Here is a 21,555-nt window from a genome sequence, read left to right as displayed (position 1 = left end):
GGGTGTCCTCCCCCTGCCGTGGGAACCGTCTCCCCCGTGCGGGGGAGGACGGGCCGGGACGGGCGCTGCCACCATTGCCCTCATGCGCCGTTTCCTCGCCCCGCTGGCCGCGCCGGTCACCTACAGCCGCTGGATCCATCTCATCAGTCCGATGGCCCCCATCAGTGTGTGGCTCTTCATCTCCCCGGGTGTGCCGTGGGAGATCGCGCTGCTGGCGGTGCCCGTCGGTCTCCTCCCGGTGATGCGTCTGGGGGAAGGCGTTCAGGCGCAGTTGCTGCTCACCCCCGGGGAGCGGAGCCGGTCCGACGCGACCATCTCCGTCGCGCCTGCCTCCACCTGGGGGGAGAAATGGCGGACCGTGCTCTGGCTCGAACTGCGCCTGCTGCTCTCGCTCGTCGTCGGTGTGGCCACGGTCTGGCTGCCCGCTACGTCCGTCGACGCCGTGATGGCCGCTTCGGGGAGCGGCACCGACCACGGCGGCATATTCCGGTTGCTCGAGCCCCATGCGTGGTACGTGGTCCTCATCCCGCTCCCTCTTCTCCTGTTGCTCGCCCTCGTGGTTCTTTGCGGACGGCTCGCCACGGCCGCTGCCCGCCGGCTGCTGGGGCCGTCCAGGTCGGAACGCATGTCGGCGCTGGAGGAACTCACGGAGCAGCTTCTAGAACGCAACCGCATCGCGCGCGAGCTCCACGACTCCATCGGTCACGCACTCACGGTCGCGGTGGTGCAGGCGGGCGCCGCTTGCACGGCGGACGACCCGGAGTTCACCCGTCGCGCGCTCACGGCCATCGAAGAGACGAGTCGCGCGGCCCTCGAAGATCTGGAACGTGTACTCCGTGTGCTGCGCGAGCCGGGAGCACCTGCCGATCGACGCCCGACCCTGGTCTCGGTCGAGCATCTCCTCGACTCCGCGCGGGGATCCGGCGTCGCCGTGGACGCCCAGGTGACCGGGCACCTCGGCCACCTGCCCGATGCGTTGTCCCGGGAGGGATATCGCATCCTGCAGGAGTCACTCACCAACGCGCTGCGTCACGCCGGCCGGGTCCCCGTCCGCGTGCGTATCGGCGTCGAGAAGGACCACCTGGAACTCGACGTGCGCAATCCGCTGACCGCCGCCTCCCCGCGCTCATCACGGGGCCATGGGCTGCGAGGAATGCGAGAACGCGCGAAGCTGCTGGGCGGCAGCGCCAGAGTCGGTCCGCGCGAGGGCGAATGGCAGGTCCGTGTGAGCCTGCCGCTCCGGCACATAGGGTGATCGCATGGCGGTGAAGGTTCTGCTCGTGGACGACGAACCACTCGTACGCACCGGGCTGCGGGTCGTACTGGAATCGCAGCCGGACATCGACGTGGTCGGGGAGGCCGCCGATGGTGCCGCGGTGCTCCCGCTGGTCCGGCAGCTTCGCCCGGACGTGGTCGCGATGGACGTCCGGATGCCGCTGATGGACGGCATAGACGCGACTCGGCTCCTCCTCCGTTCGCTGCCCGATCCGCCGAAGATCCTGGTGGTCACGACCTTCGAGAACGACGAGTACGTGTACGAGGCGCTGCGCGCCGGTGCGGACGGCTTCCTTCTCAAGCGTGCCAGGCCCATGGAGATCGTGAACGCCGTCCGGCTGGTGGCGGAAGGGGAGTCGCTGCTCTTCCCCGCAGCGGTGCGCCGACTGGCTTCCGAGTACGGAACGAACAAGGCCAGGGACCTGGTGGTGAGAGCGGCCCTCACCGACCGGGAGAAAGAGGTGCTGCGCCTGATGTGCCGAGGCCTGTCGAACGCGGAGATCGCGGCAAGACTGGTGGTGGGCACCGAGACGGTCAAGACCCACGTCAGCGCGCTGCTGACCAAGCTCGGGGCCAGGGACCGTACGCAGGCCGTCATCACGGCGTACGAGTCGGGCTTCGTGGTCCCCGGCTGACAGCGACGTGCGGCCCGGCCGGCTCGGTAGGGGCGCCGCCCTGCCCTCTCCTCCCCCGAGGGCCGAGGGAGCCCGCCGGCCCCTCCCCGTCGCGTGACCGCCCGCCTCCCCTACACCCGGGAGCGCACTACAGCACACGCAGCGCGCACAGCCCGCGAGGCACCAAAGGCGCAGGAGGCACAGGAGGCGCAGGAGGCGCACGGTCCGTACGGTCGTGCTCCCCCGACGAACGCCGCAGGGACTCCAGCGACACAGAAGCACAGAAGCACAGAGACGCGGCTCCGTCGGAGGAGACGTGCGATGGCCTCCGGCCGCGCGCGAGCCACGACGGAGATCGGGCGACGCGCCACCGGGAGCGACGCACCGGGACACCGCACCGGGACACCGCGCCGACGGTTGCCTCACCGGGCGTCCAACCGGGCGTCCAACCGGGCGCCGGGGCGCCGATCCGCCCCTCGCCGTACGACCGGCCGCTATCAGAAAAGCGCAGCTCCCGTCGGCATTCGCGGAGCCTCATCCCACCGAGTACCATCCGGCAGACACAGGGGGGCGCAAGGAGGCACACGTGGGGCAGCTGACCGGTGGAGACCCGTCGTTGTTGCGGCGGATCAATTCCGCGGTGGTACTGCATGCCCTGCGCGGGGCCGAGTTCCCGACGCTCTCCGACCTCACCCGGATAACCGGCCTGTCCCGGCCGACGGTCGAAGGGGTCGTCGAAGGGCTCTTCGAAGTCGGCCTCGTCGTGGAGGCACTGCCCGACGAGGGGGAAGCGCGGCGCCAGGGCCGTCCGGCGCGACGGTTCCGTTTCCGTGCCGAAGCCGGCCATCTGCTGGGCATCGAGATCGGCCCCCACCGGGTCTCCGCGCTGATATCAGGACTCGACGGCAGGATCATCGGTGCGGGGCAGCGGGCGGTGTCCGAGACCGCACCCGCGGACGACCGGCTCGACCAGGTCCGGGCCATGATCGCCGACTTGCTGCGCCGTGCGGGTGTGGCCAGGAGCAGTGTGCGAGCCGTCGGGGTGGGGAGCCCGGGGATCGTGGAGGCCGATGGCACCGTCCGGCTGGGCACGGCGCTTCCCGGATGGACCGGGCTCCCTCTCGGCGAGCGGCTCCGGCGCTCGTTCCGCTGCCCGGTGCTGGTGGAGAACGACGCCAATACGGCCGCGGTGGCGGAGCACTGGAAGGGGGCCGCGACGGAGACGGACGACATCGTCTTCGTGCTGGCCGGCCTGAGCCCCGGAGCGGGTTCGTTGATAGGGGGGAGGCTGCACCGGGGTTACGGCGGGGCGGCCGGCGAGATCGGCGCGCTCCACCTGCTCGGCAGGGACGTCACCCCCGAGCATCTGCTGTCCACGACCGACACTCCGCTCGACCCGCTGGACGAGCCCGCGGTGGCGGAGGTGTTCACCAAGGCCCGGCAGGGTGACAGCCAGGCGCAGGAGGCGGTCCAGCGCTTCATCCAGCGCCTGGTGCACGACGTCGCCGCGCTCGTGCTGGCCCTCGACCCCGAGATCGTGGTGGTGGGCGGCTGGGCAGCCGGACTCGACGGAGTCCTCGACCCCCTGCGGAGCGAACTGGCGCGCTTCTGTCTGCGGCCGCCCCGGGTCGCCCTCTCCCTGCTCGGAGAGGCCGCCGTCGCCACCGGCGCCCTGCGGCTGGCTCTGGACCACGTGGAAGAGCAACTGTTCGCCGTGGAGCGAACGGTGACGGCCCGCCGCTGATCGCGACGGGCCGTCCGGGTCCGGGCTCTGTCCGGGTCCGGGCTCTGTCCGGGTCCGGGCTCTGTCCGGGTCCGGGCTCTGTCCGGCGGAAGCAGAGCGGGGATGGTTCAGGAAGCCTGGCGCTCCTGGTCGTGGCTGATCTCCAGCGCCCCGGAGTCCCCGAAGGTGAGCCGGCAGGTGTCGGCGCGGTAGGTGGCGACGGAGACCGCAGCGGTCCCGCCGGCGGCGAAGTAACGCGTGGTGACCACCAGGACGGGCGCGCCGGGGAGCCGGTCGAGCTCCTTCGCGTCGTCCGCGCGGGCCGAACCGAGCTCGACCGCCCGGTCCTGCCCCTCGAGTCCGAGGCGGTGCAGCTCACGCAGGACCCCACGGGCGCGGGCGGGACCCGAGGCCGCCTCGATCGCGGCCAGGTCGGGGACGGACGCCGACGGGACGTACAGCAACTCCGCCGCCACCGGCTGGCCGTGGGTGACCCTGATCCGGCGGATCACGTGCACCGATTCGTCGCGCGTCAGGTCCAGCGCCGCGGCGACGGCCGCGGGGGCCGTGCCCCGGACGCACTCGACGGGCTGCCAGGCCTCGTCGGCCACCGCGCCGGTCCACTCCTGCTGAGCGGTGGAGACCTCGACTCCCACCCGGGGCGGGGCGACGGTGGTGCCCACGCCGCGTCGGCGCTGCAGTCTGCCTTCGAGTTCGAGCTGCTCCAGAGCCTGCCGGAGCGTGGCCCGGGCGACACCGAACCGCGCGGCGAGGTCCCGCTCGTTGGGCAGGATCTCACCTACCGCGAAGTCCGAGTCGAGTGCCTCACTGAGCACGGTCCTCAGGTGCCAGTACTTCGGCTCCTGCACCGTTTCCAGCTGCGTGGTCCCCACCCTGTCCTCCGCAATCGCCCAGCGGCCTTTTCCGCGACAACATTTATTAAAGGTTCTTTTCTTAACGTGGAGACCATAGGACGGCGCACCGGCTTGGTCAATACCAATCCTCGCCCAGGGCTCGGCCGAACCGGCTTGCGGCACAGAGCGTTCACAGGACGTTCGTCGTCGGGCGAGGCGGCGGCAGCGCACGCAGCGATGGCCCGCCGCCGGCCCGACGACCGGCGGGGCACGCCCCTTCCGGCCGGCGATTCCCCCGTACGGGCGACTCCGCCCCACGACCGAGCCGTTGTTCACCCCGGGTTGGGACGGGAGACGTGACCGCGCGTTAGTCATGGTCCTGCGCGCCAGGAGTACGACCGGCGCGCACCGGCTTGCAGTCCGCACATCCTCCGGAGGCGCATCGATGACGAACCGTCCGCACACCCTCTCCCCCGGCCGTCGGACCGTTCTGCGCGGTTCGCTCCTCGCATCGGCCGCGATGACCCTTCCGGCCGTCTCCGGCGCGCCGGCGTTCGCGCGGTCGGGCCGCCCGTCGGCCGAGTGGGGTGTCCAGGTCGGCGACGTCAGCGCGTCCACCGCGCTGGTCTGGGTACGCGCCGACCGCGCGGCCCGGATGCTCGTCGAGACGTCGGCCACGGAGTCCTTCCGCAGGTCCCGCCTCTGGCACGGGCCGCTGATCGGCGCCGGAACGGACTTCACCGGAACGACCGCGCTCCACGGACTTCCGGCCGGCGAGCAGATCCACTACCGGGTGATCCTGGCCGACCCGGACGATCCGCGTCGCACGGGCCGTCCGGTGTACGGAACCTTCCGCACCGCTCCGGCGAGCAGGCGTGCCGGGGCGCGGTTCCTCTGGTCCGGCGACATCGCCGGGCAGGGCTGGGGCATCAATCCCGGCCTCGGTGGCTACACCGTCTACGAGGAGATGCGCGACCTCGACCCCGACTTCTTCCTCTGCAGCGGCGACAGCATCTACGCGGACGGGGTGATCGAGCCCGCGGTGACGTTGCCCGACGGGCGGATCTGGCGCAACGTCACGACCGAGGAGAAGGCGAAGGTCGCCGAGACCCTCGACGAGTACCGGGGCAACTTCCGGTACAACCTGCTGGACGCGAACGTCCGTGAGTTCAACGCGCAGGTGCCGTCGATCGTGCAGTGGGACGACCATGAGGTACGTAACAACTGGTACCCCGGCCAGATCCTTGACGACGTCCGCTATACGGAGAAAGACGTAGACGTGCTGGCGGCACGTTCGGTCCGGGCCTACCGCGAGTACCTTCCCGTCGCCACCCTGCGCACCGCGCCGGGGGAGGGCCGCATGCACCGGGTGGTTCGGCACGGCCCGCTGCTCGACGTGTTCGTGCTCGACATGCGCTCCTTCCGCAACGCGAACTCGCCGGACCGTCAGGCCGACGACACCACCGGGATCCTCGGCGCCGAGCAGCTCCGGTGGCTCAAGGGCGAGCTCTCCCGGTCGCGTGCCGTGTGGAAGGTGATCGCGGCCGACATGCCGCTGGGTCTCGTGGTGCCCGACGGCGCCACGAACTTCGAGGCGGTCGCACAGGGTGATCCTGGCGCGCCGCTCGGGCGGGAGCTGCAGATCGCGGAGTTGTTGCGGTACATCAAGCACCGCCGGATCACGGGGACCGTCTGGCTGACGGCGGACGTGCACCACACCTCCGCGCAGCACTACCTTCCCGAGCGCGCCGCCTTCAAGGACTTCGCGCCCTTCTGGGAGTTCGTCTCCGGTCCGCTGGCGGCGGGCGCCTTCCCGGCGAGTGCGCTGGACGGCACGTTCGGCCCCGACCGGGTCTTCGTCGAGGCACCGACCCGGTCGAACCTGTCTCCTTTGGAGATGCCACCGCTCTTCGGCGAGGTCGACATCGACGGAGCCAGCGGCGAGATGACGGTGCGACTGCGGCAGCAGGGCGGGAGGATCCTCTTCACCAAGGTGCTGCAGCCGGGCCTCACGGGCCAGTGACCCGCCGTGGGGTGCCGCCGGGAGGCGGAGGAAGTCCGGTGTCGCTCCCGACACGGGGCGGCCTGACCCTCCCCCGCCCCCTAGGCATCCCCACGCGCCTCTCGTCGGCTCTCTTGCCGTGCGCCGGGTGGGGTCGGCCCTGCTGTGGTCCCTGATCCGGTCGGCCCCGCCCCGATCGCGGCTCGTCCCATCGCCCCGTCGCCCCGCCCCGCCCCAATCGTGACCCGTTCCGCCCCGGACCCGGTCCGCCCCGACCCGGTCCCGCGGCAGCCCGGTCCCGCGCGGCCGACCCAGGAACAGCGTTCACCCCGGGCAGCCGAACACGGCGATTTCAGTCAACACCTGACCGATAAGCGACGAAAGACGACTAGATCCACACTTAACCCATCGGTCACAATGCGTTCGTGATCAGGCAACACCGCTCGGTCACAGTGAGGTCATGACTGATGTGACATCCGCGAAGACCGCCCGCCGTCCTCACCACTGGCGACGGGACCTGATCGAGCTCGCTGCCCTCTTCACCGCCGTGGCGGTGGCCGACGTCGTCGCGAACCTCATCGGGCACCAGCCGGACGGCCCGTATCTGCTCATCGCCTCGGCGGTGGCGCTGATCGCCACCGCCACCTTCCACACATGGTGGGCACGGAGGCACAGCCACGCCCCACCGACCGGGGGCGATGGCGTCGCCGCCGCCGGGGCGGCCGGCGGCTACGGCACCGAGCTCGGCCTGGCCCTCTCCTTCGAGGCGTCTCCCGCACTCGACGAGACGGTCCTGTGGCGGATGCGGACCACGGTTCAGGACACCCCCGGAAGTCTGGCGGCGCTGTGCATCGCGCTGGCACGTCTGCGCATCGACATCCTGACCCTGCAGACGCACCCGTTGGCGGACGGCACCATCGACGAGTTCCTGCTGCGCGCGCCCTCGTCGCTGAGCGCCTCGGAACTCACGCGTGAGGTCTCCGCCGCCGGCGGCGCGTCCACCTGGATCGAGCGGGCCGACGCCCACGATCTGGTGGACACCCCGACCCGGGTCCTGGGCCTTGCGACCCGCACCGCGCTGGACGCGGCGGAACTCCCTCTCTCCCTCCGCCAGTTGCTCGGCCGCTGCACCATCCACTCCCTGCCGGCCGTCTCCGTGACCGGGCGGGCCACGGGCGAGAACACTCCGGTGGAAGGCGTCCTGGAGGAGACGGTCATGCGGCTGCGCGACCCCTCCGGTGGAGTGATCACGGTGGAGCGCCCCTACCTGCCCTTCACCCCCACCGAGTTCGCCCGGGCCCGGGCCCTCGTCGAGCTCGACGCGCGCCTCGGTCCCCGTGTCCCGCGGGGTGAGGACGTCTTCACACTCGCGGAGGGTCCCGAGATCACCGTGCGCCGCGCGGACCAGAGCGACCTCGCCGCCGCGCGCGCCATGCACGACCGCTGCTCCACCGGGACGCTGAGGCTCCGCTACCACGGTCCCGTCGCGGACGCGGACCGCTACCTCGATCACCTGCTCAGCCCGCGCTTCGGCCGCACCCTCACCGTCCAGACGGACGCGGGTCGGATCGTCGCACTGGGCCACCTCCTCTGGGACGGGGACGAGACTGAAGTCGCCCTCCTGGTCGAGGACGACTGGCAGCGACGCGGTGTCGGCTCCGAACTGCTGCGGCGTCTCGTCGGTCTGGCCGCCGAGGCGGGTTGCGACTCGGTCTACGCCGTGACCCAGGCGAACAACACCGGGATGGTCGCGGCGATGCGCGGGCTCGGCCTCCCCCTCGACTATCAGATCGAGGAGGGCACTCTGGTGATCACCGCCCGGCTCACCTCCCGTCGGACCAACGCGACCACCACCGCGTCCGAGGGGGCGGACGGATCCGTTCCGGCCGAGTCGGCGGACTCCGCGGGCCTCACCGGTACGAACGGATCGACTGCTTCCATCGGCTCCGCCGGACCGGCCACGGCTCCTCACTGGATCGACCCGGCCGACTGGGCCTGGGAATCACGCCGCTGACCCACCGGGTCCCGCCGCGGTCCGAGGAGCAGCAGCTCCTCGGACCGCGGCGTACGCACAGGCGCAGGCACAGCCGCGCCGGAACGCGGCGCATCCCCCTGCGGCTCCGGGTCCCCCGCCCCGGAGGATCGCCGGTGAGGTCGGGCGCGCGTAACCCGTGTCCCTGCCCCGATCCGCTCCGCATCCCCCACCAGGCCTGGGTCCGTTTCCGGTCGAGCCCAGGGGCGGGGTGACGGAAGGCCGGTTCCCGTACGAGGATGTCCGCATGTCAGACACTTCGAGCAGCGCACTGCCCCGCCAGGTCGCCGACGCCTACGTCGACGCCATCATCGATCTCGACCCGATCCTCGGGACCTATCTGGGCGTTTCGGCGAGTTCACGCCGCCTGCCCGACTTCTCACCCGAAGGTCAGGAGGCGATCGCCGATCTCGCCCGTGCCACCCTGGTGAAGCTGGACGCGGCGGAGCTCCTTCCGGGTGCCGACAGCGACGCCGAGCGCCGCTGCGGCAGGCTGCTGCGTGAGCGCCTCACCGCCGAACTCGCCGTCCACGCGGCGGACGAGGGTCTCCGGGCCGTCTCCAATCTGCACTCCCCGGCCCACAGCGTCCGCGAGGCCTTCACGGTGACGCCGACCGACACGGACGAGGACTGGGCGGCGGTCGTCGACCGGCTGAACGCGGTTCCCGCGGCCCTTGAGGGGTACCGCGCCTCCCTCGCCCTCGGCCTCGAACGCAAGCTCTACGGCGGCCCCCGGCCCACCGCCACGTTCATCGAGCAGCTCACGGCGTGGGCGGGTGGCGAGGGCACCGCCTTCTTCGAGGAGTTCGTCGCGCCCGGCCCGGCCGCCCTCCGCGCGGACCTGGACCAGGGTGCCCGCGTCGCGACCGAGGCGCTGGTGGCGCTGCGCGACTGGATGGCCGAGGTGTACGCCCCCGCGATCGAGGGTGCACCCGACACCGTGGGAAGGGAGCGGTACGCGCGCTGGTCGCGTTACTTCAACGGCACCGACCTGGACCTGGACGAGGCGTACGCGTACGGCTGGTCCGAGTACCACCGGCTGCTGGCCGAGATGAAGACCGAGGCCACGAAGATCCTGCCCGGCGCGGGTCCCTGGGAGGCGCTCGCCCACCTCGACGTCCACGGTAAGCACATCGAGGGCGTGGACGAGGTCCAGAAGTGGCTCCAGGGCCTGATGGACGAGGCCATCGAGGCGCTGGACGGTACGCACTTCGAACTCGCCGAGCGGGTACGGAAGGTGGAGTCGCGGATCGCCCCGGCCGGCGGTGCGGCCGCCCCGTACTACACCGGTCCGTCCGAGGACTTCTCCCGTCCGGGCCGAACGTGGCTGCCGACCATGGGCGAGACCCGGTTCCCCGTCTACGACCTGGTGTCCACCTGGTACCACGAGGGTGTGCCCGGCCACCACCTCCAGATCGCGCAGTGGACCCACGTCGCCTCGTCGCTCTCCCGGTACCAGGCCTCCGTGGGCCAGGTCAGCGCCAACGCCGAGGGCTGGGCGCTGTACGCGGAGCGGCTCATGGACGAGTTGGGTTTCCTTCCGGACGCCGAGCGGCGCCTCGGGTACCTGGACGCCCAGATGATGCGCGCCTGCCGGGTGATCGTGGACATCGGCATGCACCTGGAGCTGGAGATCCCGGCCCAGTCGCCGTTCCACCCGGGTGAGCGGTGGACCCCGGAGCTGGCGGAGGAGTTCTTCGGCAAGCACAGCGGCCGTCCGGCGGACTTCGTGGAGAGCGAGCTGACCCGCTACCTCTCCATGCCGGGCCAGGCGATCGGCTACAAGCTCGGCGAGCGTGCCTGGCTGCTGGGCCGGGAGAACGCCCGTGCGGCGCACGGGGACGCCTTCGACCTCAAGGCCTGGCACATGGCCGCGCTCTCCCAGGGTTCCCTGGGGCTGGACGATCTGGTCGAGGAGCTCTCGAAGCTCTGACGCCGGCGGGTTCCGCCGACGCGGCAGTCGTCCGCCGATGCGGGACCTCGGGCACACCGGCCCCGGCCGGGCGGCGATCCCGCTGCCCGCCCGGGGCCGGAGAGGGCCGCCGTACCGGTCCCGGCACCGCCCCCCCGGTCCGCCACCACCGCTCCCGCCGGCGCCGACCCACGCACCCCATCCCCATCCCTGTCCCCGTCCCGTGCCGGTCCCGTCCGTTGTGGTTCCCGGAGGACCCTCGGCGCCGAGGACCCCCGGCGCGAGAACTCCCGGGCCCCTGCGACCCCGCGCCGGTACCGTCTCCCGTACCGCCCCGAACCCACGGGCCCGCGACCGAAGGCGCCCCCATGCCCGGCTTCCTCTTCTGCTCCGACCCCCTGCGCCCGAACCGCCCGGACCCCGAGTTCGCCGAAGAGGCAGCGGTGGTACGGGAGATGGGCGCCGGGCTCGCCCTCATCGACCACGACGCCCTCCTCGTCGGCGACGCGGCGGGGGCGGTCGCCCGGGTCCCCCGCGACTCGGGGCCGTACTGGTACCGGGGGTGGATGATCCCCGTACAGCGGTACGCCGAACTGGGCGAGGCGCTCGCCACGCGGGGTGCCCGGCTGCTCACGGACGCGGCGGCGTACCGGGCGGCCCACGAACTTCCCGGCTGGTATGCCGTGTTCGAGGAGCTGACACCGCGCAGCGTCTGGCACCCGCTCACCGGTACGACTCCCGTACCGGTGGACGGTGCGTTCTGGGCCGCGCTCGCGCGGCCGCTCGGCGGGGGCCCCGGGATCGTCAAGGACTTCGTGAAGTCACGGAAGCACGAGTGGCACGAGGCATGTTTCGTACCCGAGTTGCGGGATGCCGAGAGGCTTGGGGCGGTCGTCGCACGGTTCGCCGAGCTTCAGGGCGACTTCCTCGCCGGCGGGATGGTGGTGCGCGCGTTCGAACGGTTCGTGCCGGACGGTGAGGCGCGGGCGTGGTGGGTGGACGGGGTGCCGGTCATGGTGACCGCTCATCCGGACACCCCGGGCGACCGGCCGGACCCCGAGCTGGGCCGGGTCGGCGAGGCCGTGCGCCGGCTCGGGTGCCGGCTGGTGACCACCGATCTGGCGCTCCGTGAGGACGGTGCGTGGCGGGTGGTCGAGGTCGGCGACGGACAGGTGAGCGGGTTCCCCGCCGGCACCGGCGCGCGGCCTCTGCTGGAGGCGCTCCGCGACGCGGGGGCGTGAGGGGCGGCGTCCTCAGCGAGGGCCGGCGACGAGCGCGTCGAGCTCCCTGAAAGCGATGCCGTCGCCCAGGGACGCGTAGGCACCGGTCGCGGACAGTTCCCGCGCCGCGCGGCGGGCGGCCGCGTAGGCGGCCTGTGCGACGCCGGAACCGAGACTGACGCGCGCCACTCCCAGAGCGCCGAGTTCCGCCACGGTCGGGGCACCCGGGCCGGCCATGACGTTCAGCGGTACGGAGATCTCCCGGGCCAGCACCGAGAGGGTGGCGGCGTCGGTGACACCCGGCACGAAGACGCCGTCCGCGCCGGAGTCGACGTACCGGCGCGCCCGGGCCAGGGTTTCCTCCAGCCGGGTCTCCGGGTCACCGAGCGCGAGGAGGAAGGTGTCGATGCGCGCATTGACGAACAGGTCCACCCCCGCGCGCTCGGTGACCCGCCGTGCCACGGCCAACCGTGCCTCGAACTCGGCCGGCGGCCGGGGGCCGTCCTCGATGTTGATGCCCGCGGCGCCCGCCGCCAGCACCCCGGCCACGGTCTCGGCGACGCCGGCTGCGTCGCTCGCGTACCCGCCCTCGATGTCGGCGGTGACCGGAACGGCGACCGCCGCGACGATGCGGGCGATCAGTCGCAGGGCATCGTCGCGGGTGAGGGTCTCGCCGTCCGGCGAGCCCAGCGACCAGGCGGCACCGGCGCTCGTGGTGGCGATGACGGGCGCACCCGCTTCCTCGATGACGCGGGCGCTCGCCACGTCCCAGGCGTTGGCGAGGGCGAGGGGTCTGGACGGGGTGTGCAGGGAGCGGAGGAGCTGGACCCGGTCCGCGCGGGTGGAGGTCATTTCTGCGGAGATGAGGTGCATGTCCGCAGTCAAGCACCGGGCATCACCCGACGTCCGGCGGAATTCCGACAAGAACGGGGCGCGCCCCTGGCCGGGCCCGACCGTGACCCGCCCCGCCCCGCCCCGCCTGCATGGAACCGATCCCAGCTCCGACCGGGGGCCTTCCCCCGGACGACCTCCGAACCGATCCCGGCTCCTACCCGGACTTCCGAGCCCGGAGCACCCCCGAGCCCTTACCGGACCCCGGACCCGGCCCGGCTCAGCAGCCGCAGTTCTCGTCGCCCACCGGTGCGGTCAGCGGGTCGGGGTCGTGCCGCTCCCCGCCCTGCCAGGTCTCGAAGGCGAAGCCCTCGCGTGCCCAGTATTCGAACCCGCCGAGCATCTCCTTGACCTGGTAGCCGAGTTCGGCCAGAGCGAGGGCGGCTTTCGTCGCTCCGTTGCAGGCCGGCCCCCAGCAGTAGGTGACGACGGGGACCGCGGGGTCCAGCAGCCGGGCGGCCTGCTCCGGGATCAGAGCGGTGGGCAGGTGCACCGCGCCCGGGATGTGGCCCTGGTCCCACGAGGCCGCCGAGCGGGAGTCCAGCACGGTGATGCCCGGGCCCCCGTCGAGGGTCAGGGCCGCCGCGACGTCGGAGACATCGGCGTGGAAGGCGAGGGAGGCGGCGAAGTACGCGGCTGCGATGGCCGGAGGGGCCGGCGGCACCCTCAGGACGGGGTGGTCCGAGGGAGCGGCCCGCGGCGCCGGAAGGGGCGGGGGCACGAGTGTCGGAGAGGTCATGGACAGAAATCTAGGCGGTTGCGCTGCCCACAAGAAGGTCCGAACCACGCCGCTCGGTTTGATCGGCCGGGGATTCCCCTGTTGTCTGGGCACATGACCGACTATTCCCCGGACGCCACCGACTGGCGCATCCTCGAGGTACTGCAGCGCGACGGGCGGGCCAGCTTCGCCGATCTCGCGCGGGCCGTGGCCATGTCCCCGAGCGCGGTGACCGAACGGGTCCGGCGGCTGGAGGAGTCCGGGGTGATCAGCGGGTACGGCGCCGCCGTCGAGCCGGAACGTGTGGGACTGCCGATCCTGGCCTTCGTACGGCTGCGCTACCCGACCGGCAACTACAAGCCGTTCCACGATCTCCTCGCCACCACCCCGGAGATCATCGAGGCCCATCACACCACCGGCGACGACTGCTTCGTCCTGAAGGTGACCGCCCGTTCCATGCGCCACCTGGAAGAGGTGACCGGGCGCATCAGCGGTCTGGGGGCGGTGACCACCAGCGTGGTGTACTCCTCCCCCCTCCCCCGGCGCCCGATCACCCGGTGAAGAGAGCCTGGCCGGGGATCTCGGCCGCGGCCGATCGACCGCCCACCGAAGGCGATCGATCGGCCGGGAGGGGCGGACCCGACGAGCACCCGCCCCCGACCGGGCACCGCGCAGGCGCGTACCCGCGGCTCAGCCCAGGTGATGCCGCACCGTCGATCCCCGCCGCCCCTTCACGACTTCGAGCTGCACGGGTACCCGACGTCGCAGATCGCCCACGTGGCTGACGATACCGACACTGCGGTCCCGTTCGCGGAGCGCGTCCAGGACGTCCAGCACCTCGTCGAGCGTCTGCTCGTCCAGGCTGCCGAAGCCCTCGTCGATGAAGAGGGTGTCCAGCCGCGTGCCCCCCGCCTCGTCGGTCACCACGTCGGCGAGGCCCAGGGCGAGGGCCAGCGAGGCGAAGAAGGTCTCGCCGCCGGAGAGGGTCGCGGTGTCGCGTTCGCGTCCCGTCCAGGCATCCACGACGTGCAGCCCCAGTCCGGCCCGGCGTCCCCCGGTGCGGGCGTCGGAGTGGACCAGGGTGTAGCGGCCGGCGGACATCCGCTGGAGCCGCACGGTGGCGGCGGCCGCCACCTGCTCCAGCCGGGCGGCGAGTACGTAGGACTCCAGGCGCATCTTGCGTTCGTTGTCGGCCGAGGTGCCGGCGGTGAGCGCGGCGAGGCGGGCGACCCCCTCGTACTCCGCCCGGAGCGGTCCCAGAGCGCGCGTCTCCGTCACGGCTTCCCGGGAGAGGCGGTCCAGCTCGGTGGTGCGTTCCTGGGCGGCGGCGAGAGACGCAGAGGCGTCCCGCAGCAGGGTCTCGGCGCGGTCGTACGTCTGGCGCGCCCGGTCCGGTGCCGCGGCGGGGCGGCCCGCCGCCTCGCGGGCGTCGTCCTCCGCGAGCCGGTCGGCGACAGTGGCCGCCTCGGCCTGCCAGACGTCGATCCGGCTCTGCAACTGCCGCTGCGCGGACCGGTCGAGGAGGGTCGCGACGGCTGCCTGCGGGGTGTCGAATCCGGCACGGAAGGCGGCGTCGGAGAGGCGACCGTCGGCTTCCTTCCGCCGCTCGGCCGCGCTCGCTTCGACCCGCACGGCGTCGGCGGCTGCGGCGAGCAGGTCGGCGCGGCGGGCGAGCCGGTCGGCGTGGGCCGCGATGGAGCCCGACACCTCGCGCACACCGGCGAGTTCGACTTCCAGGGCCGCCTGTTCGCGGTCGAGGGCCTCACGCCGGGAGATGCGGCCGGCCGCCCGCCGCTCGGCGTGGCGGCGCTGGTCCAGCCGGTCCTGGTGCTCCCGCTGGGCGGCGGCCAGGGTCTCGCGGGCCCGGTGCGCACCGGTGGCGAGCCGGTGGGCCTCGCGGTGCTCGCGGGTCAACTCCTGGACGTGCGCGCTCAGTACGGCGACGGAAGGGTCACCGGACCCGGTCCTCCGCCCCGCCTCCGTGTCGTCAGGGGCGTCCGGGCCGTCCGTGACCACCGGGGCGGCGAGCCCGTCACGGGCGTCCCCGAGGGCATCGGCGCGCGCCGCGGCGTGCCGTTGCGACAGGAGCACGAGCCCTTGCTCGGCCCGGACCCGGTCCTGCTCGGCGGCCCGGTGGGAGGCGAGGGCCGCTTCCTCGGTGGCGCGGTCCACATGCCCGTCACCCGGCCGCGCGGGCGCGGGGTGGTCGGCGGATCCGCAGACCGCGCACGGTTCTCCGGCGGTGAGACCGGCCGCCAACTCGGCCGCGATGTCGCCCAGTCGGCGCTCCCGCAAGGACAGCCACCGCTCGTGGGCGAGCAGCGCGCTCTCCCGGACGGCGGTCAACTCCTCCCTGGCACCCTCGATTTCACGGGCGAGAGCGTCACGGCGCCGGGCGGCGTCCAACCGGTTCTGGGCGACGGCGAGCCGTGCGGCGAGCCGTTCCGTCCGGGTCGCGGCCTCCTGCGCTTCCTCGACCTCGGCGGTCAGGGCCGTACGGGTGTCGTCCCAGCCGGCCAGCCAGGCGGCCGCTTCCTGGATCGTCTCGTCGTCCTGGGCCGACTCGTCGTCCAGCTGGGCCCGTTCGGCGTCGATGGCGGTGCTGCGCGATTCGGCGCGGCGGGCGGCGTCGAGGCCGCCCAGCTCCTGCCGGTAGCGACGCTCCAGTTCGGCGAGGTGTCCGGCCGACGCGTCGGCGAGTTCGGCGGGCAGCCGGGCGCGGACGCGGTCACGGTCGGCTCCTGCGGCGGCGGCCTCGCGCTCGGCGGCGTCCAGCACGTCGAGGGCGGGGACGATCAGCTCCGCCTTGCGGGCCCTGGCCAGGCGTTCGTCGCAACGGTCGCGTTCGGCGCGGCCCTCTTCCAGAGCGGACGCGCGCCGCCGGGTCTCCGCGAACCGCTGCTGGAGGCGGGCCCGTTCGAGTTCCGCGTCCAGCGCGTCCCGGGCTGCCCCCCGGCGCTCCTCGGCGGCGGCCACCGCGACGCGGGTGATCTCCAGCCGCTCCCGCGCGCCGGAGCGCGCGGTCGCCGCCCATCCCAGCACGCCTTCGGTGAGGCCGGGTTCGCCGGGCTGGAGGGCGGGCAGGGGGGTTTCGGCGACGGGTCCCGCGGCCTGCGCCAGCCGCTGGGCGATCGCCAGGACACGCTCGTCGCCCGCCCTCACCCGGGACTCGGCCGCGCGGCGCAGTTCGGCGAGGCGTTCCTCGACGGCGGCGAAGCGCCGGGTGTCGAAGAGCCTGCCGAGGAGCTTGCCCCGCGCCTCGGCGTCGGCCCGCAGGAACCGGGCGAAGTCGCCCTGCGGGAGCAGCACCACCTGGCAGAACTGGTCCCGGCTCATGCCGAGGAGCTGGGTGATCTCCTCGCCGATCTCCTGGTGGGATTTGCTGAGGGCCTGCCAGCCCTTGTCGGGGTCGTAGGCGCGAAGCCGGCTCTGGGCCTTCTCGGTGGTGCAGCCGGCGCCCTTCTTCTTGGGGCGGGACTGGGCGGGCGACCGGGTGATCTCCAGGCGCCTCCCGCCGGCGGTCAGTTCCAGGAGTACCTCGGTGGGGGTACCGGGGTCGGCGTGATCGCTGCGCAGCGAGGTGCCGGGGCTCTGCCGGGCACCGGGGACGGCTCCGTAGAGGGCGTAGCAGACCGCGTCGAGCACCGAGGTCTTTCCCGCTCCGGTGGGTCCGTGCAGCAGGAAGAGGCCGGCCGAGCTGAGCCCGTCGAAGTCGACCTCGGTGGTGGTGCCGAAGGGGCCGAAGGCGGTGAGGGTGAGCCGGTGGAGCCTCATCGGGACACCTCCCGGACGCCGTCGTCCACGCGTACGTCGTCGAAGGCGGCGCGCAGCACGGCGCGTTCGGAGTCGTCGGGTCCGCTGCCGCCGCGCACGTGTGCCACGAAGTCCTCCGCGATCTGGTGGTCGTCGCGGCCCTTGAGGCGCTGCGCGTACGAGGCGAGCGGGTCTCCGGGGCCCCGTTCCGGGTCGAAGACGAGGCTGAGGGTGTGCGGGAACCGTTCGGCGAGCCGTGCCATGGGTTCGGCGGGGCGGGTGGCGTCCGTGAGGGTGGCCTCGATCCAGGAGTCCTGGTGCCGTTCCAGATCCGGGTCGGTCAGGAGCGTGTCGAGCCGGCCGCGCAGCCGGGCGAGGGGCCGGGGCACCGGGCAGTCGACGCGCTCGCCGGTGACCGTGCCCTCGGCGTCCAGGTCGATCAGCCACATGGTCTTGCGGTGGTCCGCCTCGGAGAAGGAGTACGCGAGCGGGGAGCCGGAGTACCGCACCCGCTCGGTCACCCGCTGGCTGCCGTGCAGGTGCCCGAGGGCCACGTAGTCGACGCCGTCGAAGACGCCCGCGGGTACGGCGGCGACTCCGCCGACGGTGATGTCGCGCTCGCTGTCGCTGGGTTCGCCGCCGGCGACGAAGGCGTGCGCGAGCACCACGGAGCGGGTACCCGGCGCCCGGCCGGCGAGATCGGCGCGGACCCGGTCCATCGCGGCGGTCAGGACGGCCTCGTGCGCGGCCTTGCCGGCACCCAGGGAGTCCTTCACCAGAGCGGGTTCGAGGTAGGGCAGCCCGTAGCAGGCGACCTCGCCGTGGGCGTCGGCGAGCAGGACGGGGGTGCCGCACCCGGCGGGGTCGGTGCGCAGGTGGATGCCGGCCCGGTCGATCAGCCCGGCGCCGACCCCGAGCCTGCGGGCGGAGTCGTGGTTGCCGGAGATCATGACGGTGGGCACTTCGAGGGCGGCGAGCCGGTGGAGGGCGGCGTCGAAGAGGGCGACGGCGGCGAGCGGCGGCACGGCGCGGTCGTAGACGTCACCGGCGACGAGGACCGCGTCGACCTCGCGGTCGCGGACCGTGGCGACGAGGTGGTCGAGGTAGGCGGCCTGGGCGTCGAGCAGGGCGACGCGGTGGAAGGACCGGCCCAGGTGCCAGTCCGAGGTGTGCAGCATCCTCAAGGCGTCGCTCCGCCCGCTGTGGTCCGCATGTCCCTCGTCCTCCGCCCCGTGACCGGCGGAGGCCTCGCGCCCCGCCGGGCCGTCCCGGTCTCCTGTTGCCCGCGCGGACCCGTGAACCCGCGAACCCGTGGAGTCCACCGGGCCCCGGCCGGGGCCGTGCGGGCTCCACGCTAATGCCGTCGGGTGCCGGCTCCCGCATCGCCCGAGGTGGCGAACCTCACCGGCGGTGGTCCGGCCCGCGGTCACGGAGACCGTACGTCACCCCGCGTAGGTCACGCGTCCCCGTAGGTCTCGCCGCCGAGTCCGAGTGCGGCGGAGCCGGCCGTCGCGTCGGCCAGCCAGGCCCGGAACCCGTCCACGTCCGCGTCGGGGAGCTGGACGGAGAGGGTGACCTCCTCGGCGTACCGCACCTCGCGCACGGAGATTCCGGTCGCCCTCAGATCGTTCTCCAGCTTGCCCGCCCGCTGGTGGTCGACCGTGACGGTGGCCAGGCGGTAGCGGCGGCGGGTGAGGGTGCCCACGTCGTCCAGCGCCTCGCCGACCGCTCCCCCGTACGCCCTGATGAGGCCGCCGGCGCCGAGTTTCACTCCGCCGTAGTACCGGGTCACGACGGCGACGACGTAGCGGACCTCGCGGCGCATCAGCATCTGCAGCATCGGCACACCGGCGGTCCCGCCGGGTTCGCCGTCGTCGCTGGCCCTCTGCACCGAGGCGTCGGCGCCGACCACGTAGGCGTAGCAGTGGTGGCCGGCGGTGGGGTGCTCCCTGCGGACGCGGGCGACGAACTCCTGCGCGTCCTGTTCGGTGGCGGCGGGGGCGAGCGCGCAGAGGAACCGCGAACGGTTGATCTCGGTCTCGTGCACGCCCGCTCGGGCGATGGTGCGGTACTGCTCCTGCATGCGGCCAGCCTAGGGGGGTCCGGCGGACCACGGTCGGGCAGGTCACGGCGTCCGGCGCCTCGCGACGCACCCTGCGGCGCCTCGCGACGCACCCTGCGGGGCCTCGCGACCCCGGCCGTGATCCGCCGGACACCACCCGAGGGGCCGCCCCGTGCTTCCTCGTGGGGCCGACGGCAACGGCGGGGCGGGGAGCACGGCGGAGCCGGGATCGCGGTGGCGATGCGGGAATGGCGGCGGATCCTGCCGGGTTGTCGGTGGCATGTACGCAGACGATGAGACGGTCCGGCGGATCCTGCTGGACTCCGGAGACACCTGGGCCGTGGTCGGCCTGTCCTCCAACACCTCCCGCGCGGCCTACGGGGTCGCCGGCGTCCTCCAGCGGTTCGGCAAGCGGGTCGTCCCCGTCCACCCGAAGGCCGAGTCGGTCCACGGTGAGCAGGGGTACGCCTCCCTCGCGGACATCCCGTTCCCGGTGGACGTGGTGGACGTGTTCGTCAACAGCGAGCAGGCCGGCGCCGTGGCGGACGAGGCCGTGGCCATCGGCGCGAAGGCGGTCTGGTTCCAGTTGTCGGTGATCGACGAGGCGGCGTACGCACGCACGCGCGAGGCCGGACTTGACATGGTCATGGACCGCTGCCCCGCGATCGAGATCCGCTCCCTGGACTGATCCGGTCCGGTCCGCGCCGATCACGTCGGGGCAAGACCGGCCGGGGCCGGTCACACCCTTCCGGGAGCACGGACGGGGGCGGAGAATGGCCGGCTGTGGACACGGTGTCGTACCCGGAGCGGCTGGCGGCCGAACTGCTCACCCTGGGCGTGCGTCCCGGGGGCACGCTGATCGTGCACGCCTCGATGCGTGCGCTGCGCCCTCCGGACCGTCGGGCGGCCGGTGTGGTGGCGGGGCTGCGGGCCGCCCTGGGGCCGGAGGGGACGCTGGTCGTCCCCTCGTTCACCCAGGAGAACTCCGACACCTCGCGCGCTCATCTGCTGCGCGTGGCCGGTCTCACCGACGCGGAGCGTGCCCGGGTACGCGCGCGGATGCCGCCCTTCGATCCGGCCACCACCCCCGCCCCGACGATGGGCCGGCTCGCGGAGGCGGTACGGCTCAGCCCCGGCGCGCGCCGCAGCGGCCACCCGCAGACCTCCTTCGCCGCTCTCGGCCCGGACGCCGCACGGCTCACCCGGGACCATCGCGCCGACTGCCACCTCGGCGAGGAGTCGCCGCTCGCCCGCCTGTACGAGGCGAAGGCGCAGGCGTTGCTGCTCGGCACCGGTTTCGGCACGTTCAGCGCCTTCCACCTCGCCGAGTACCGCGTGCCCGACCCGCCCGTGCGCCGCTACCGGTGTGTGGTGGGCCCAGCCGGTGCGGGCCGGTGGTGGGAGTACGAGGACGTGGCCCTCGACGACACCGGTTTCGTGGCGCTCGGCGCGGAGTTCGCGGCCGCCGCGGGTCCGGGAACCGTCCGCACCGGCCGGGTGGGTGAGGCGGCCGGCACCCTGGTGCCCGTGCGGGAGGCGGTGGACTTCGCGGTGGACCGGTTCACCCACGGCACCGGCCCGTACGACGCCCGGCGCGCCGGCCCCCCGCCGGCGGTGGCGTACGGGCCCCGGCGGCACTGACCGGAAGAGTGGGCGTACGCCGGAGCACGGCCCAGCAGCACACCGCGGCGCCCGCCGCTGCCGCTGCCGATGAGGACCCGCCCAGCACGCCGACAGCCGCCCACGAGCCGGAGCATGCCGGTTTCAGCGGACCGGCGGGATCCGGACGGCCATGGTCAGCTCGACCGGTTCGGTGCCGTCGTTGCGGTAGGCGTGGGCGACGTGCGCCTGGAAGGTCGCCGAGGTGCCGGCCGGGACGGTGTGGGCCTCCGTGCCGACGAGGAGGGTCAGCTCCCCGGCCGTGACGTGGAGCAGTTCGACCGTTCCCTCCAAGTGGGGGTCGGAGGCGCTGCCGTCCCCCGGCTCCAGGTGCCAGGACCAGAGTTCGAAGGGCCCACCCGCGTCGGCGCCGACGAGCAGGGTCGTCGAGCTGCCCGCCTCGGTCGACCAGAGGCGTACCGCCTGCTCGGGGCCGACCAGGCGGACCTGGGGGCCCTGCTCGTAGTCGAGGAGCGCCATGATGGTGACGCCGAGGGCGTCCGCGAGCTTGACCGTGGTGCCGACGCTCGGGTTGGTGCGGGCCTGCTCGATCTGGATGATCATTCCTCGGCTGACGCCGGAACGGGCCGCGAGAGCGTCGAGCGTGAAGCCGCGCTCCCCCCGCCAGCGCTTGAGGTTCCGGGCCAGCGACTGGGTCAACTGATCGAGATCAGACACATTCAGTCCAATATCCTTGATGCCGAGTGCAAAAAAATGAACTACCGGGTGATGCGCCCCGCAGCCGTTCGCGCACCGTCGAAGGCCCGCAGCGCATGTCGCCCGTGCGCGCCCGCCGGCCGCGCACCCCCCGCGCCACGTCCCACCGTTCGCCGCACTGTA

Annotated in this window: 17 protein-coding genes; 10 read left to right on the top strand and 7 right to left on the bottom strand. The window is 73.1% G+C overall.

Features of this window, described 5'->3' with window-relative positions:
* The first annotated feature begins 82 nt into the window (after positions 1-82).
* The 3 genes from PZB77_RS27965 to PZB77_RS27955 all read left to right on the top strand — a co-directional run bounded on the left by PZB77_RS27965 (position 83) and on the right by PZB77_RS27955 (position 3,633).
* A complete protein-coding gene (locus PZB77_RS27965; RefSeq protein WP_275495405.1) occupies positions 83-1,255 on the top strand; it encodes a histidine kinase in 1,173 nt (390 codons plus the stop codon).
* Positions 1,256-1,259: 4 nt separating this feature from the next.
* Positions 1,260-1,910: a response regulator transcription factor gene (locus tag PZB77_RS27960; protein ID WP_275495404.1), complete on the top strand. Its 651-nt coding sequence runs from the start codon at positions 1,260-1,262 to the stop codon at positions 1,908-1,910.
* Positions 1,911-2,475: 565 nt separating this feature from the next.
* The gene (locus PZB77_RS27955; protein ID WP_275495403.1) at positions 2,476-3,633 is read left to right on the top strand and encodes an ROK family protein; all 1,158 of its coding nucleotides are present in this window, start codon (positions 2,476-2,478) and stop codon (positions 3,631-3,633) included.
* A gap of 107 nt (positions 3,634-3,740) precedes the next feature.
* On the opposite strand, the gene PZB77_RS27950 is transcribed toward PZB77_RS27955, so the two are convergent.
* The gene (locus tag PZB77_RS27950; RefSeq protein ID WP_275495402.1) at positions 3,741-4,505 is read right to left on the bottom strand and encodes a GntR family transcriptional regulator; all 765 of its coding nucleotides are present in this window, start codon (positions 4,503-4,505) and stop codon (positions 3,741-3,743) included.
* A 406-nt stretch (positions 4,506-4,911) separates the two neighbouring features.
* On the opposite strand from PZB77_RS27950, the gene PZB77_RS27945 reads away from it, so the two are divergent.
* The 4 genes from PZB77_RS27945 to PZB77_RS27930 all read left to right on the top strand — a co-directional run bounded on the left by PZB77_RS27945 (position 4,912) and on the right by PZB77_RS27930 (position 11,653).
* Complete coding sequence (locus PZB77_RS27945) at positions 4,912-6,489, top strand: alkaline phosphatase D family protein (protein WP_275495401.1); 1,578 nt, start codon at positions 4,912-4,914, stop codon at positions 6,487-6,489.
* A gap of 448 nt (positions 6,490-6,937) precedes the next feature.
* Positions 6,938-8,482, top strand: coding sequence for a GNAT family N-acetyltransferase (locus tag PZB77_RS27940; RefSeq protein WP_275496244.1), 1,545 nt, complete (start codon positions 6,938-6,940; stop codon positions 8,480-8,482).
* Between the two features lie 265 nt (positions 8,483-8,747).
* Positions 8,748-10,433, top strand: coding sequence for a DUF885 domain-containing protein (locus PZB77_RS27935; protein ID WP_275495400.1), 1,686 nt, complete (start codon positions 8,748-8,750; stop codon positions 10,431-10,433).
* A 347-nt stretch (positions 10,434-10,780) separates the two neighbouring features.
* Positions 10,781-11,653 (top strand): ATP-grasp domain-containing protein, encoded by an 873-nt coding sequence (locus PZB77_RS27930; protein ID WP_275495399.1) that lies wholly within the window; start codon positions 10,781-10,783, stop codon positions 11,651-11,653.
* Between the two features lie 12 nt (positions 11,654-11,665).
* Here the strand turns inward: PZB77_RS27930 and PZB77_RS27925 are convergent, their stop codons facing one another.
* Positions 11,666-12,484 carry an isocitrate lyase/phosphoenolpyruvate mutase family protein gene (locus PZB77_RS27925; protein ID WP_275496243.1) on the bottom strand — a complete coding sequence of 273 codons (819 nt, stop codon included), beginning with the start codon at positions 12,482-12,484 and terminating at the stop codon, positions 11,666-11,668.
* Between the two features lie 259 nt (positions 12,485-12,743).
* The gene (locus tag PZB77_RS27920; protein ID WP_275495398.1) at positions 12,744-13,262 is read right to left on the bottom strand and encodes a rhodanese-like domain-containing protein; all 519 of its coding nucleotides are present in this window, start codon (positions 13,260-13,262) and stop codon (positions 12,744-12,746) included.
* Between the two features lie 93 nt (positions 13,263-13,355).
* Between PZB77_RS27920 and PZB77_RS27915 the strand changes: the two genes are divergently transcribed.
* Positions 13,356-13,802: an Lrp/AsnC family transcriptional regulator gene (locus PZB77_RS27915; RefSeq protein ID WP_275495397.1), complete on the top strand. Its 447-nt coding sequence runs from the start codon at positions 13,356-13,358 to the stop codon at positions 13,800-13,802.
* A 129-nt stretch (positions 13,803-13,931) separates the two neighbouring features.
* Here PZB77_RS27915 and PZB77_RS27910 read toward each other — a convergent pair whose 3' ends face one another.
* The 3 genes from PZB77_RS27910 to PZB77_RS27900 form a co-directional block, all read right to left on the bottom strand.
* Entirely contained in the window at positions 13,932-17,015 is a 3,084-nt protein-coding gene (locus PZB77_RS27910; RefSeq protein ID WP_275495396.1) for an SMC family ATPase, read from the bottom strand.
* Positions 17,012-18,178, bottom strand: a complete 1,167-nt coding sequence (locus tag PZB77_RS27905; RefSeq protein ID WP_275495395.1) for an exonuclease SbcCD subunit D — start codon at positions 18,176-18,178, stop codon at positions 17,012-17,014. The genes PZB77_RS27910 and PZB77_RS27905 overlap by 4 nt, the downstream gene beginning before the upstream one ends.
* Before the next feature lie 272 nt (positions 18,179-18,450).
* Positions 18,451-19,077 carry a YigZ family protein gene (locus tag PZB77_RS27900; protein WP_275495394.1) on the bottom strand — a complete coding sequence of 209 codons (627 nt, stop codon included), beginning with the start codon at positions 19,075-19,077 and terminating at the stop codon, positions 18,451-18,453.
* A 259-nt stretch (positions 19,078-19,336) separates the two neighbouring features.
* Between PZB77_RS27900 and PZB77_RS27895 the strand changes: the two genes are divergently transcribed.
* The gene (locus PZB77_RS27895; protein ID WP_275495393.1) at positions 19,337-19,744 is read left to right on the top strand and encodes a CoA-binding protein; all 408 of its coding nucleotides are present in this window, start codon (positions 19,337-19,339) and stop codon (positions 19,742-19,744) included.
* A gap of 95 nt (positions 19,745-19,839) precedes the next feature.
* Positions 19,840-20,697 carry an AAC(3) family N-acetyltransferase gene (locus tag PZB77_RS27890; protein WP_275495392.1) on the top strand — a complete coding sequence of 286 codons (858 nt, stop codon included), beginning with the start codon at positions 19,840-19,842 and terminating at the stop codon, positions 20,695-20,697.
* A gap of 123 nt (positions 20,698-20,820) precedes the next feature.
* On the opposite strand, the gene PZB77_RS27885 is transcribed toward PZB77_RS27890, so the two are convergent.
* Positions 20,821-21,393, bottom strand: a complete 573-nt coding sequence (locus tag PZB77_RS27885; protein WP_275495391.1) for an XRE family transcriptional regulator — start codon at positions 21,391-21,393, stop codon at positions 20,821-20,823.
* Positions 21,394-21,555 lie beyond the last annotated feature (162 nt).

The organism is Streptomyces sp. AM 2-1-1, from assembly GCF_029167645.1.
GTDB lineage: Bacteria > Actinomycetota > Actinomycetes > Streptomycetales > Streptomycetaceae > Streptomyces.
Note: the sequence above shows the minus strand (reverse complement) of the source record. Positions and strands in the feature narration are given on the sequence as shown.